Here is a 13,101-nt window from a genome sequence, read left to right on the forward strand (position 1 = left end):
ATCGATTGTGTTAAGTGTAGGTGTGGCTCGAGAATGGAGTCATGTCGTTCAAACACTGTCTTCTCGCCGCCTCGGTCGCGGTCATGTGGGGTCTGAATTTCCTCGCGATCGATCTCTCCCTCGATCAGTTCCCGCCCTTCTTCCTCGTGGCACTGCGTTTCGCGGTCCTCGCGATCCCTGCACTGCTCTTCATCCCGAAGCCGGACGTGAAGTTCCGCTGGATCGTGGGCTACGGGCTCGGCTTCGGTCTCCTGCAGTTCCTCTTCCTCTACTGGGCGATGGCGGCGGGGATGCCGGCAGGGATCGCCTCGCTCGTGCTGCAGGCATCGGGGCCGTTCACGGTGCTGTTGGGGATGACGTTCCTGCGTGAGCGGGTCCGCGGATCGCAGATGGCGTTCCTCATCGTGGCCATGGCCGGTCTGGGAGTCGTCGGTTGGCAGCGCTTCGATTCGAGCGCGAGCTTCCTGCCGTTCCTGCTCACCCTCGCCGGTGGTCTGGGATGGGCGATCGGCAACATCTGCAACCGTCAGGCGCACTCCGTCGAGCCGGTGAAGTTCACGATGTGGATGTCCGTCATCCCGCCCGTGCCGATGTTCCTGCTCTCCCTCCTCGTCGAAGGCCCCAACCTGATCGGCCACTCTCTGACGACGCTGATGACCCCGACCGGGTGGCTGGGCCTTGCCGGACTCGCCTACACGGTCGTCATCGCCACGATCCTCGGTTCGGGAATCTGGTCGTGGCTGATGTCGCGCAACCCCGCCGGAGTCGTCGCTCCGTTCTCGATGCTCGTCCCGATCATCGGCATGAGCGCCGCCTGGTTCTTCCTCGGTGAGACGGTGTCGGTGGGGGAGATGTGCGGGGCAGTCCTCGTTATCATCGGTGTCCTCGGCGCAGGCATGCGGGCGGCGAAGGGACCGAAGATCCTCGCCGAGGTGGTGCCGGCACCGGTACCGGCAGTCGTGCCCGCCGCCGGTCGGTCGGTCCCAGACGTCCCCGCGGGGACGCGTCGAACGATGACCTGAGCGCAGTGGGTGCCGATTCCGCCGGCGCTGCACGGACACCGTTCCCGACCACTCTGATTCGGTTGTATGCTCAGCGGATCACCGGTGGTGTCCGCACCGTCAGCACCTGTCATGTCGCCAGTGCTCATGGCTGAGTCTTCAAAGGAGAAACAGTGTCATCGAAGTTCGCCGATCGCATTGCTCGGGTCCAGCCCTCAGCCATCCGTGAGCTGCTCAGATACGGGGATGACCCCTCGATCACGTCATTCGGCGGCGGATACCCGGACTCGAGTCTGTTCCCGGTCGCAGAATTTCAGCAGGTGTTCGCCGATGTCCTCGCCAACGAAGGTGCGACGGCTCTGCAATACACCGCCTCGGTGGGGCTGCCCGGACTGCGCGCTCAGATCGCCAAGCGCATGTCCAACCAGGGCGCGGCGACCGATGCCGACGACGTCCTCGTCCTTCAGGGGGCTCAGCAGGGACTCGACCTCGTGGCGAAGCTGCTCATCAATCCCGGCGACGTCATCGTCACGGAGAACCCGACGTTCCTCGGTGCGCTCATCGCCTTCAACCCTTGCCAGCCCGAGTACGCGGGAGTCGACATGGATTCCGAGGGCATGGACGTCGATGCCCTCGAGGAGACTTTGTCCACGCGAGACAACGTCAAGTTCATCTACGTCATCCCCGACTTCCAGAACCCGACCGGAGTCACGCTCAGCCTGGCCCGGCGCAAACGCCTCATCGAACTCGCCAACGAACACGACGTCCTCATCCTCGAGGATTCGCCCTACCGTGAGCTCAGGTTCGAAGGCGAACACCTGCCGACCTTGCGCTCACTCGACACACAGAACCGGGTCATCCACCTCGGCAGCTTCTCGAAGATCCTCGCTCCCGGTGTGCGCCTGGGCTGGGTGAGCGCGGCCCCGGAGATCCTCGACAAGCTCGGCCTGCTCAAGCTCGCCGCCGACACCCAGTCGTCCACCCTGAACATGACCGCGGTGACCCGGTTCCTCGAGTCCTTCGACATCGACGCCCACATCGAACGCGCGCAGGCCGTCTACCGCGCCAAGCGCGATCTCATGCTCGCCACGATGAGGGAGCATTTCCCCGCCGAGGCGGTCGTGACCACTCCCGAAGGCGGGCTGTTCACGTGGGTGACATTCCCGGACGGATTCGACGCGGCGGCCTTCATGGCCGAGCACGCTCTGCCCGAAGCCCAGGTCGCCTACGTCCCGGGCGGTTCGTTTTTCCCGACCGAGGAACGGTCGAACTATGCCCGGTTCAGCTATTCGGGACAGTCCGACGATGAGATGGTCGACGCCCTGACCCGGCTGGGTGCGATCCTGCGACAGCACATCTAGGGCGGAATCGGAATGGCAGTCGATGAGCACACCAGATCCCACTGAACCAGTTCCACCCGAACCGCGGCCCGAACGAGTGCCGCAACCCGAGACAGCTCGGCGGTCTGCGCGAGCCAGGCGGCCCGAGCCGTCCGCCGCGCTCGCGATCGCAGCGGTCCTTGCCGGTGCACTGTGTCTGTCGGTCTCGGCGATCCTCGTCAAACTCGCCGGTGTCGATGCAGCCACGACCGCCGTGCTGCGGTGCGCAATTGCGGTCATCGCCCTCGTACCGCTGGCCCTTGCCGAGCGGGCTCGCCATGGTGGGCTCTCGCGGTCCGGGATCCTCTGGGCGATCGCTGCCGGCGTGGCTCTGGGAGTCGACTACATCGCATGGACGGCGTCGATCTACCTCGTCGGAGCCGGCGTCGCGACAGTGCTCGTCAACGTTCAGGTCATCGTCCTCCCGCTGCTTGCCCTGATCATCGATCGTGAACGTGTGCGTTGGCGCTTCATCATCGCTGTGCCGCTGATGCTCGTGGGCGTCGGCCTTGTCGGCGGTGTGCTCTCCGGCGCCGAGGTGGGGGATCGGGCCGTCTTCGGCACCGTTCTCGCGCTCATCGCGGGAACCGGGTACGGAATCTACCTGTTCCTCACCCGGCGGGCGACGAGGCGCAAGGCCGAGGGAACGATTCAGCCGCTGATCTGGGCGAGCGCCTCGGCGGCGGTGACCGCATCGATCATTGCAATGTTCACCGGCGGGCTGCACTTCACAGGAATCAGCCCGCGGTCGTGGATGCTGCTCATCGCCCTGGCGCTGTTGGGGCAGGTCGTGGCGTGGCTGTTCATCAACCGCGGAAGCACGGGTCTGATGCCGTCGGTGACCTCGAGTCTGCTGCTCATCCAACCTGTGTTCGCACTCGTGCTCTCGGCGCTCATCCTCGCCGAGAAGCTCACCGTGGCCCAGGTCATCGGCGCTGTCATCGTGCTGGTGGCGGTGTCCGTGGCAAACGGCGTGTGGCACGTGTGGTCGAGCCGCCTCGGCGGGGGAGGGACCGTTTCAGCGCCTACGGGGCCAGGTTCGGGGCCTCGGTGATACCGAAGCGGGTCTTCAGGGCTCTGCGGGCGGCGAACCAGCCGTTCATACCGTGCACGCCGGGGGCCGGTGGGGTCGCGGCCGAGCAGAGGAAGGCACCCGGGACGCCGAGGCTGTAGTTGTCCCAGGAGGTCCGCGGTCGGGCCATCATCCGGTAGAAGCTCACGAGTCCGGTGGCGATGTCGCCGCCGATGAGGTTCTGGTTGTGATCGGCCATCTCGGAGGCGGGTATCGAATTGTAGGTGACGATGGTGTCGCGGAAGCCCGGGGCGAAGCGTTCGATCTGGCTGATGATGTACTCGGCCGGGTCGATGGGGCAGTCGAAGGGCACGTGGGCGTAGGTCCACAGCGGACGCAGGCCGTCGACTTCGCGGGAGGGGTCGAAGACGGTCGGGTCTGAGACCAGGCAGACAGGGTGGGAGGGCATGCGTCCGGCGATGACGTCTGCCTCGGCCGAGGCCATCTGTGCCCTGGTTCCGCCCACGTGGACGGTTCCGGCGCGGTTGATGTTCGGATCGGACCAGGGCACGGGGCCGTTGAGGACGAAGTCGACCTTCGCCGCGGCATTGCCCTGTTTGAAGCTGCGCAGCGACTTGTCCACAGGGGTGGGTATGAGCCCGGAGAAGATCTGAGCGGCATTCAGCGCCGAGGTGTCGAGCAGGTACGCACGAGCCGCGGGCAGATCGGAGACGTGGTCGATGCGCGCATTCGTCGTCACCGTTCCTCCGTGGGCTTCGAGGTCGGCGAGCATGATGTCGATGATCGCCTGCGATCCGCCGACCGGTGAGGGCCAGCCGCCGGCGTGGGCGATGGTCGCGAGCATGGTGGCCGTCGCTGCCGTGCCCATGCTCGGCAGCCCGCCGATCGCGTGTGCGGCGACGCCGGTGAATAGGGCTTTGCTGGTTTCGTGGGAGAGCGGGATGTTCCAGGCGGGACTGGCCTGAGTGAGCAGTCGGAGGCCGAACTTCACGACGTTGGCGATGCCGGGAACATCGCGCAGGGTCTCCGGGATCGACCGTTTGTCACCGAGGGAGAGCCAGATTGCATCGTCGACGCGGTCGAGGAGCGGGGCGAAGAATCGCCGCCATTCGGGGCCGGCCTCCCCGAGGTGGTCGACCGTCTCGTCGAGGTTGTGGAAGGCCAGCGCGGCGAGGCGATCGTCGAGGGGCTGGGCGTAGGAGATCTCCGGTGTGGTCAGCTCGAGACCGCGGGCACGCAGATCGAAGTCGAGGAAGAACGGGCTCGCGATCGCCAGGGGGTGCACGGCTGAGCAGATGTCGTGAGTGATCCCAGGTGCCAGTCCCAAGTCGAGGGTGCGGGCTCCGCCGCCGATCGTCGACTGGGCCTCGAAGACCTGCACGGACAGGCCCGCGCGAGCCATGGTCACGGCCGCAGCCATACCGTTGGGGCCGGATCCGACGACGACGGCATCTACCTCAGCATTGCTCATGGATCCAGTCTAGGTGTATTGGCCAAGGAGAGCAGTGGTCCCGAACGCAGTGTCGACTCTCGGGTGCCGGTGCTCAGGTGCAGTCAAGTAGTCAGGGCGGGTTGATGCTTCTCAGTACCGGTTCGTCCAGATCGGTGTTGTCCAGCCGCCAGGTTGCCAGATCCCAGGGAGAACACTGCGCGAAGTAGAGGCGCTGACCTTCGACATAGCGACGATTGGATTCGGCCTCGGGATCTCGATCGTATGCCTCGGGGTATCGCTGGTTGCCACGTGGCACAGATACCTCGAACGGAACGTCCACCCAGACGCTGGCGTCCCACAAGTCGCGCAGTTCGGGTCGGTGGAGGAAGACCCCATCGATGAGAAGGATGCAGTCCTGTGGCAAGTCGAGTTCTGTGTGCGGGAGCGGGGCATCGGCATCGACATCGCAGACGGCCGGGACGATCGGCAGCCCGTCTTTGAACGGGGTCACGACGGAACGTGCAAAGGCCTCGTAGTCATAGGAATCGCGGTAAAAGGACTGCGGACCCCGGCCGTTGGCGTACCTGCGTGCACGAGGGTGATGGAATCCGTCGATGCTCACGCGGGCCAGGGATCGATGGCCCGTCGCAGGCGTCGCGTTGCCGAGGGTGCAGGGGACCGATGCCTCGATGCCCAATGCCACAAGCTCCTCGGCGAGCGTGGTCTTGCCGGCCCCGTCGAGCCCGTCGATCGCGATGAGAACTCGCTGTCTCGGGCGAACTTCACAGATCCCGGCCAGGAGCTGCCGAAGAACGTCGTGGCGTGCTCTCACTTATACGCCTCGTCGAAGAAGGCCAGCTCCAGGCCGACGGCTCGGTGCCAGATTCGAGTCAGGCGCTCGGATGCCGTGACGGAACCTGGGCCATCCTCGACGGCTGGGCCGTCCTCGAGAGCTGGGCCCTCCTCAGTCGGAAACACGCGCTCGAGTTCGTCGACGAGGAACTGCACCCACGCGCGGAAATCATCGCCGCGATGCAGCTCGATCCAGCCGCGGTGGACGCGACGATCAGGCATCGGGTCCGAGCGCTCGCCCCAATCGAGGTAGAGCCATTCGGCGATGACGAGCACAACGAGCAGCTCTGGATACGAGGCTGAGGCGACGGCTTCGTCCATGACCTCTCTGAACCCGGCGGTCGGAACGGTCAGCTCCGGATCGGCGTAGTCGGACTCAGGAACCCCCACCTCGGCGAAGGAACGGACGAAATAGGAGTCCTCATCCGCCTCGAGGAACCCGAGCTGCTTGGCGAATCGCAGCTTCGAGGCCACGCTGTCCGCATGGGCGACGCAAGCGCCGAGCATCGAGAGGAACGATTCGAAGAACTGATAGTCCTGGACCAGATACTTCGCCATCACCGGTTCGGGAACCGTTCCGGCGAACAGTTCGTCGACGAAGCGGTGATCCACCGCCGCATTCCACGAGCGATCGGCAGCGGCCCGCAGACCAGCGACCGCACCTCCTGGTGCCAACCGGATGGTGGTGCTGATGTGCTCTGTCGTCGATTGAGGCGGATCCTGCGATTCGCACAGATCACGTGGATGCAGATCACGTGGATGGAGCCTTGCCATGGTTGTGTCTCCCAACTTCCTCCGCCGGTGTTCACCGGATCAGGTTCAAAAGGTCTGCGATTGCACTCTCAGCGCCTGATGTCCCGGCGCTCCCCTGTCGTGTTTCGACCCTAACATCGGCGTAGACTCAGGCCATGGCTATCGCAAAGCAACCCGTCATCGTTCTCGATGCGCCAGATGCCGGTGAGCTCGCGCAGTTCTACGCCGATCTCCTCGACTGGCAGGTCAGGGTCGACGACGACGGCACCTGGGCAGAGATCACCTCCGATTCGTGGCCGCCGATCTGCTTCCAGCAGGTCGAGGACTACCACGCACCCAGCTGGCCCAGTCAGGCTCACCCGCAGCAGATGCACATCGACGTCATGGTCGACGACCTCGACATCGCCGAGGCGGCCGTGATCGAACTCGGAGCAGGCAAAGCGGCCGAACAGCCGGGGGAGACCTTCCGCGTCTTCCTCGACCCCGCCGGCCACCCGTTCTGCCTCTGCGCGAACTGAAGCAGCCTCGTCGGAACTGAGGACCACCCTCTCCGATCGCGAGGCGCGGCCTGTGAAGGCAGCGCGGCTACAGTGATCCCATGCGCGTGATCACCTCCTTCGACGAACTGACTCCTGTGCCGTGGGCCAACGGCGCGGGCCAGACGACCGAACTCGTCTCGCTCGAAGCCTCCGCAGTGCTGACTCCCAACCTGCGACGGTGGCGACTGAGCATCGCCCGCTTGGAGCGGACCGCTCCGTTCTCACCCCTGCCCGGCCTGGCACGCACATTCCTTCCCACCGGCGCCGAGGTGGTCCTCGAGATCGATGGACACGTGCACCGGGTGCGCCCGGGCGCACCCGTACAGTTCCGTGGGGAGCAGGACGTTTCCCTCATCGAGTTGGAATCCCCGTGCTTCGCGATTAACCACATGGTCGAAGACGGCGAGGGCGACGCACTCGAGATGTCGACCCGAGCAGCCGAACTCGCTCAACCAGGGCACGGGCAAGCTCGGGGAGCCCGCCGGCAGTTCGCACTCACCGTGGAATCGGATGCCGACCATCCCCGGTTCCAATTGATCGAAATCGAGGGTGCGGACGATCTTCCGAACCACCTCGGCGCCGTGTTTCTGCAGTGACGTCTACGTCGTCAGATCGTGCCTGATCTCCGGTCTCTCCTCGACTCCGATCACGGGACTTTCCGAGCCTGACAGTATCGTGCGAGTCGGGTGTCGCCTCCGTCACAGAAGAATGCATCGTTGCTGGTCACAGGCGGTGTTGAGTGGCACCGCTCTCAGCGCTGTCTCAGGCTGCGGGCAGAGAGGTCAGGGTCTCCGAACATGAGTCGACGATACTGATTGGAGGCATCATCTTTGGAGGAGAATTGGCATCGAATCAGAGCGAATCAGACAAGTCGACCACGCAGGATAGGCAAGACCGCCCAGCAGTGAGCAACGGTGAGCACCGGGCTGCGACATATCCGTCGCAGACTCTGCCTCTGATCACCGAAGAGCTTGCCGCAACCCACGCTCGGACCGATCGCTCGAATTCCACACCCTCGACGACACCGCATGTGACCACCCCCGTCATGCCGCCCAACCCGATCAGGCGCGACGAGGCGCAGACAGCGGCGAACTACTCGACGCAGCAGACGCAGCAGCAGAGCACCCCCGCGCAGTCCTCGGCCGACGGTCCGAATGAGACTGCTTCGACCATCGCAGGTCCCGTCGCCGAGGCCCTCGATGACCAGGGTGAGAAGCAGGAGAAGAAGTCCGAGGGCAAGATCTCGGCCACTCAGCTCATCGCCGGCGCCGGTGCCGCGGCCACTTCGTCGATCATCGGCGGCCAGCTCGGCGTGGCCGGAACGGTCGTCGGGGCGGGAGTCGCCAGCATCATCACCGGTCTCGCGGTGACCCTCTACAGTCGCAGCCTCGACAAGGGCAAAGAGAAGATCAAGCAGCTCGCCCCAGCGGTCAAGGCCAAGTCGGCCAAGACGATCGCGATCGGCGCCCGCGATGCGACGGGGACGGGGTCGGCAGCAGGCACCGGGGCATCGGCCGCCGACCGTGCCATCGGAACCTTCGGCCTCCCAGCCGACGACAACCTCGGCGATGGTCGGGGCTCTGGTGCAGTGGCGGGAAGCGGCGTCGACACTGACGCCGACGACGTCGCTTCCGCAACCAACCACGAAGAGCCGAAGACTTGGTGGCAGAAGCTGCGCCGCAAGCGCGTGATGTACCCGGTGGCCATCGGTGTCGCCACGTTCGGGATCGGCCTGGGTGCCGTGGTCATGGCCGAATCGGTCACCAGTTCTGACATCTCACCCGGAACCTCTCAGCTCTCCCGGTCAGTGACGGGCAATTCGGGAACCGGCGACGAATCCGGCACCGGCCAGGACGGCAGCAGCGAATCAAGCTCGAGCTCCTCCGGCTCCCACTCGGGCGAGAGCGCGAACCAAGGCAGCGGTACCGAGAACTCGACGTCGAGCCAAGGGGAATCCGCCTCGGCGAGCGAAAGCAGCACGGACTCGTCGGCGAGCACCGGTCAGTCGGGCACCGCGCAGGGCACCGACGCCTCGGATGGCACCACAACCGGTTCGAACAGCGACTCGAGCAGCACCAGCAGCGGATCAAGCGCCTCTGGCAGCAGTGATTCGTCGACGACCGGGGGAGCGGACAGCAGCTCTGCCTCCTCGGGCGGGTCCGGTTCGAGCTCAAGCTCTGCCGGCGGATCCGGTTCGGGAAGCAGCGGTTCAGGTGGAGGAACGAACTCGGGCGGCAGCGGATCGAGCTCCGGCGGCAGCGGATCGAGCGCCGGGTCGGGCTCCGCCTCCAGCGGAAGCGGGAGCGCTGCGACTGCCCAAGGCTGACTGGTATGGTAGAAAGTGGGTCGACCAGGACGATCTTCCAGGAATTTTGGGAGGATCGCCTTGGTTGTAGCCAACAGGGTCTCTGGCTGGGTTGAAAGCGGCTCTGACCGCGTTCAGCTGAATGCCAGGAGCTCGATATCAGGAGAGTGGCGCTTGCCCCTCCGCCTCATCACGCAACGGTGAGTGATGGTCATCGTGCGATGAGTCGGCGTGGTGTGCGCCTACAGTTCCTGACAATCAATCGGTTGAAGGAGATGCAAATGACCAAACACGCTGATCATGAGAACCCGGGTCACGACGGCACCAAGCCATCGACGACCGAATCCGGCGCGCAGCGCGAATCCGATGCGCATTCATTGAGTGTCGGACCTGATGGACCGCTCCTCCTCCACGACGTCGCGCTGGTCGAGAAGCTGGCACGGTTCGACCGCGAACGCGTTCCCGAGCGCAGCCCGCACGCCAAGGGCTCCGGCGCATTCGGCGAACTCGAGATCACTGCAGACGTCTCCAAGTACACCCGGGCGAAGTTCCTGCAGCCGGGCAAGAAGACTCCGATGCTCGCCCGCTTCTCCACCGTCGCCGGTGAGCTCGGCTCACCCGACTCCTGGCGCGATGTGCGCGGATTCGCATTGAAGTTCTACACCGAAGACGGAAACTTCGACATGGTGGGCAACAACACGCCCGTGTTCTTCGTCCGTGATCCCATGAAGTTCCCCGACTTCATTCACTCGCAGAAGCGCACCCCGGACTCCGGCCTGCGCAGCAACAACATGCAGTGGGACTTCTGGTCGCTCTCGCCTGAGTCGGCGCACCAGGTCACCTACCTGATGGGACCGCGTGGTCTGCCCAAGACCTGGCGGAACATGAACGGCTACTCCTCGCACACCTACATGTGGGCCAATGCTGAGGGCGAGCGTTTCTGGGTCCAGTATCACTTCCACACCGACCAGGGTGTGGAGAACATGAGCAATGAGGAAGCCGGCAGGCTCGCCGGTGAGGACGCGGACATCCACCGTCGCGACCTGTTCGACGCGATCGAGCGCGGTGACTACCCGTCATGGACCGTCAGCGTCCAGATCATGCCCTACGAAGAGGCCAAGACCTACCGGTTCAATCCCTTCGACCTGACGAAGACCTGGTCGAAGAAGGACTACCCGCTCATGGAGATCGGCAAGTTCACGCTCAACAAGAACCCGTCGAACCATTTCGCGCAGATCGAGCAGGCCGCCTTCAGCCCGTCGAATACCGTGCCGGGCACCGGAATCTCGCCCGACAAGATGCTCATGGGCCGCGTGTTCTCCTACCCGGATGCACAGCGCAACCGCATCGGCACGAACTTCAACCAGCTGCCGGTCAATGCTCCTGTGACGCCGACGAACTCCTACGACAAGGAAGGGCAGATGGAGTACCACCATGCCGGTGATGCCCCCAACTACGCCCCGAACTCCTATGGTCGCCCGTACCAGGCGGAGGAGACCCAGGTCGAAGCTCGTTGGGAATCAGACGGTGAGCTGGTCCGCAGCGCCGCCACTCTGCACGCAGAGGACGATGACTTCGGCCAGGCACACACCCTGATCCGCGAGGTCTACTCCGAAGAGGAACGCCAGGGCCTCATCGAGACCGTCGTCGGTGCCCTCAAGGACGGCGTCGAAGAGCCGGTGCTGACCAACGTCTTCACGTACTGGCGCAACATCGATGAAGAGGTCGGCCGTGCAATCGAGGACAAGTACAGGTCCGAGACCGCGTGATCCAGATGGCTTAGGGATCTGCGCGCGGGGCATCCGCACCACTTAGATGCACCCGCCCGCTTCCGCCTGACCACTCAGCAACCCTCCGGGCGCTGAGCAACCCCACTGAAGGTTGCTCAGCACCCGGAGGGTTGCTGTGCGTCGGTTCGGGGCACCGCGGCGTCGCTGGCCCTGGGCCTCGCACCGTCGACTAGCTGTAGTGACCGGCCCCGTGAGTGGAAGAGCCCGATTCCCTCAGTCGTCGATCTCGTCGAGAAGCTTCTTCTCGTCGATGGCCAACTGCTCCTTGTCGAGGTGCTGCATGAAGTGCTTCTTGCCTCGGGCGTACCAGAGCACGATGCTGAGGACGAGCACTGCGAGCACTGCGATGGGGGAGTAGTTGAAGGTCGAGATCGTGATCGGCAGAGTCGGTGGCAGCACGAACAGGATGCAGATGAAGATCACCCAGACGACGGCGACCCACCCGATGACTCCGCTCCACCGGCCCAGATGCCACGGGCCCGGCTTGAACTTGTCCCCCTTGAGTCGGCGCAGCAGCACGGGCGCAACGTAGGCGATGTAGAGCCCGATCACCGCCACACTCGTCACGGCCAGGTAGGCGGTCTCATTGAACAGCGCTGGCACGGTCAGAATCGAGGACAGCACGATGCACAGCCAGATGGAGTTGGTGGGTGTGCCGGTGCGCGGGTTGACCTTCTTCCAGTATTTGGATCCGGGGATCGCATCGTCGCGTGAGAATGCGTAGCTCATCCGCGAGTTCGCCGTCACCGAGGCCATACCGCAGAAGAATTGGGCGCCGCAGACGATGAAGAGCAGGAACTTCGCCATCGTCGGGTTGTTCAGAGCGTCGAGGAACACCTGAGCGGGAGGCAGGCCGGTTGCGGTGGCGTTGAGAGCGGTGAGCCCTGCCTCGGAACCGTCCTGGATCGCGGCCGTGATCGAGTACAGCAGGATCCATCCGCCGATGATCGAGATCAGGACGCTCATGACGATGCCCTTGGGGGCTGCGGTCGAAGCGTTCTTCGTCTCCTCGGCCACGTGTGCCGAGGCATCGTAGCCGGTGTACGTGTACTGGGCCATGAGCAGGCCCATGAGGAAGACGAACGGCATGAACGTAAACCCGGTCTCGTTGTGCCAGGCCGTCATGGTCCAGCTGAACGACTGGTGCTTTGTGGGCATGATCCACAGTGCGGCGACGATGACGAGCACACCAACGATGTGCCACCAGGCGGAGACTCCGGAGAGCAGGTTGACCAGGTTGACGCCGAAGGTGTTGAGGAGACCGTGCAGGGTGATGATGACGAGGAACAGGATGAAGGTGTTGAGCGCGGTGGGCACGACGCCGAAGGTCAGTGCCGCGAAGGCCATCATGGTCGTGGCGGCGCCGTAGTCGATGGCAGCGGTGACAGCCACCTCGCCGAGGAAGTTGAACCATCCGACATACCAGGCCCAATGCCGTTTGTTGCGTTTGGCCAGACGGCCGGCCCAGAAGTACAGCCCACCCGCTGTGGGGTACTTCGAACAGACTTCGGCCATGGCCAGAGCCACGCAGAGGACGAAAATACCGACCAGCGGCCACCCGATCGTGATCGCTGCCGGTCCGCCCGATCCCAGCGCAATGCTGTAGGAGGTGATGCAGCCTGCGAGGATCGAAATGATGGAGAAGGAGACCGCGAAATTGCCGAAGCCCGACATTCCGCGCTTGAGCTCCTGTTTGTAGCCGAGCTCGGCAAGACTGGCCTCGTCAGCGCTCAGCGCCGGGGCCTCAGCTTCGTGAGGGCCTGCGCCATCATGCGGCGTCGGCCCGGATGCTGGGTCATTGGGTGGAGAGGATTCATTGCTCATGGAGAACACCGTTCTTCTCGAAGCGAATACTTCCGCAGTTCCCGCGAACCTGTCCGACCGACTGGATCAGTCGGCTCTGACTGATGGGCATCGGCCCGGCCGTCACGGCCGAGTGGGGGCGAGGGACGATATGCGTCCGGAACAGAACACATCCCGGAGCGGATCATCTGCGGCAGGCACGAACCTATCGTGC

Annotated in this window: 11 protein-coding genes and 1 riboswitch; of the genes, 7 read left to right on the plus strand and 4 right to left on the minus strand. The window is 64.4% G+C overall.

What is annotated here, in order from left to right:
• Window positions 1-41: 41 nt before the first annotated feature.
• The 3 genes from MPN20_RS05945 to MPN20_RS05955 all read left to right on the plus strand — a co-directional run bounded on the left by MPN20_RS05945 (window position 42) and on the right by MPN20_RS05955 (window position 3,434).
• Window positions 42-1,022, plus strand: a complete 981-nt coding sequence (locus MPN20_RS05945) for an EamA family transporter (RefSeq protein WP_242780469.1) — start codon at window positions 42-44, stop codon at window positions 1,020-1,022.
• A 152-nt stretch (window positions 1,023-1,174) separates the two neighbouring features.
• Window positions 1,175-2,362: a PLP-dependent aminotransferase family protein gene (locus MPN20_RS05950; RefSeq protein ID WP_242780471.1), complete on the plus strand. Its 1,188-nt coding sequence runs from the start codon at window positions 1,175-1,177 to the stop codon at window positions 2,360-2,362.
• A 22-nt stretch (window positions 2,363-2,384) separates the two neighbouring features.
• Window positions 2,385-3,434, plus strand: a complete 1,050-nt coding sequence (locus MPN20_RS05955) for a DMT family transporter (protein WP_242780473.1) — start codon at window positions 2,385-2,387, stop codon at window positions 3,432-3,434.
• Here MPN20_RS05955 and MPN20_RS05960 read toward each other — a convergent pair.
• The 3 genes from MPN20_RS05960 to MPN20_RS05970 all read right to left on the minus strand — a co-directional run bounded on the left by MPN20_RS05960 (window position 3,406) and on the right by MPN20_RS05970 (window position 6,471).
• Window positions 3,406-4,884 carry an NAD(P)/FAD-dependent oxidoreductase gene (locus MPN20_RS05960; protein ID WP_242780475.1) on the minus strand — a complete coding sequence of 493 codons (1,479 nt, stop codon included), beginning with the start codon at window positions 4,882-4,884 and terminating at the stop codon, window positions 3,406-3,408. The two genes, MPN20_RS05955 and MPN20_RS05960, sit on opposite strands and share 29 nt — an antisense overlap.
• 91 nt (window positions 4,885-4,975) lie before the next feature.
• Window positions 4,976-5,677 (minus strand): uridine kinase, encoded by a 702-nt coding sequence (locus MPN20_RS05965; RefSeq protein ID WP_242780478.1) that lies wholly within the window; start codon window positions 5,675-5,677, stop codon window positions 4,976-4,978.
• On the minus strand, window positions 5,674-6,471 hold the full coding sequence (locus MPN20_RS05970; RefSeq protein ID WP_242780480.1) for a TenA family protein: 798 nt from the start codon (window positions 6,469-6,471) through the stop codon (window positions 5,674-5,676). Before MPN20_RS05970 ends, MPN20_RS05965 begins: the two co-directional genes overlap by 4 nt.
• Window positions 6,471-6,577: riboswitch (TPP riboswitch) on the minus strand. Its footprint overlaps the gene before it by 1 nt.
• Before the next feature lie 28 nt (window positions 6,578-6,605).
• Between MPN20_RS05970 and MPN20_RS05975 the strand changes: the two genes are divergently transcribed.
• The 4 genes from MPN20_RS05975 (at window position 6,606) to MPN20_RS05990 (ending at window position 11,063) form a co-directional block, all read left to right on the plus strand.
• The gene (locus MPN20_RS05975; RefSeq protein ID WP_242780482.1) at window positions 6,606-6,968 is read left to right on the plus strand and encodes a VOC family protein; all 363 of its coding nucleotides are present in this window, start codon (window positions 6,606-6,608) and stop codon (window positions 6,966-6,968) included.
• 80 nt (window positions 6,969-7,048) lie between these two features.
• Window positions 7,049-7,585, plus strand: a complete 537-nt coding sequence (locus MPN20_RS05980) for a HutD family protein (protein WP_242780484.1) — start codon at window positions 7,049-7,051, stop codon at window positions 7,583-7,585.
• A 245-nt stretch (window positions 7,586-7,830) separates the two neighbouring features.
• Window positions 7,831-9,315: a hypothetical protein gene (locus tag MPN20_RS05985; protein WP_242780486.1), complete on the plus strand. Its 1,485-nt coding sequence runs from the start codon at window positions 7,831-7,833 to the stop codon at window positions 9,313-9,315.
• Between the two features lie 260 nt (window positions 9,316-9,575).
• Window positions 9,576-11,063 carry a catalase gene (locus MPN20_RS05990; RefSeq protein ID WP_242780488.1) on the plus strand — a complete coding sequence of 496 codons (1,488 nt, stop codon included), beginning with the start codon at window positions 9,576-9,578 and terminating at the stop codon, window positions 11,061-11,063.
• Window positions 11,064-11,297: 234 nt separating this feature from the next.
• Here MPN20_RS05990 and MPN20_RS05995 read toward each other — a convergent pair whose 3' ends face one another.
• A complete protein-coding gene (locus MPN20_RS05995) occupies window positions 11,298-12,908 on the minus strand; it encodes an amino acid permease (RefSeq protein WP_242780490.1) in 1,611 nt (536 codons plus the stop codon).
• Window positions 12,909-13,101: the final 193 nt, after the last annotated feature.

Source organism: Brevibacterium sp. ZH18 (genome assembly GCF_022748595.1).
GTDB lineage: Bacteria > Actinomycetota > Actinomycetes > Actinomycetales > Brevibacteriaceae > Brevibacterium.

What these genes read in the sequence shown, in the direction of transcription:
- MPN20_RS05945 (WP_242780469.1), top strand. Translation starts at nt 42, where the DNA reads ATGTCGTTCAAACACTGTCTTCTCGCCGCCTCGGTCGCGGTCATGTGG.
- MPN20_RS05955 (WP_242780473.1), top strand. Translation starts at nt 2,385, where the DNA reads ATGAGCACACCAGATCCCACTGAACCAGTTCCACCCGAACCGCGGCCC.
- MPN20_RS05960 (WP_242780475.1), bottom strand. Translation starts at nt 4,884, where the DNA reads ATGAGCAATGCTGAGGTAGATGCCGTCGTCGTCGGATCCGGCCCCAAC.
- MPN20_RS05970 (WP_242780480.1), bottom strand. Translation starts at nt 6,471, where the DNA reads ATGGCAAGGCTCCATCCACGTGATCTGCATCCACGTGATCTGTGCGAA.
- MPN20_RS05975 (WP_242780482.1), top strand. Translation starts at nt 6,606, where the DNA reads ATGGCTATCGCAAAGCAACCCGTCATCGTTCTCGATGCGCCAGATGCC.
- MPN20_RS05980 (WP_242780484.1), top strand. Translation starts at nt 7,049, where the DNA reads ATGCGCGTGATCACCTCCTTCGACGAACTGACTCCTGTGCCGTGGGCC.
- MPN20_RS05990 (WP_242780488.1), top strand. Translation starts at nt 9,576, where the DNA reads ATGACCAAACACGCTGATCATGAGAACCCGGGTCACGACGGCACCAAG.
- MPN20_RS05995 (WP_242780490.1), bottom strand. Translation starts at nt 12,908, where the DNA reads ATGAGCAATGAATCCTCTCCACCCAATGACCCAGCATCCGGGCCGACG.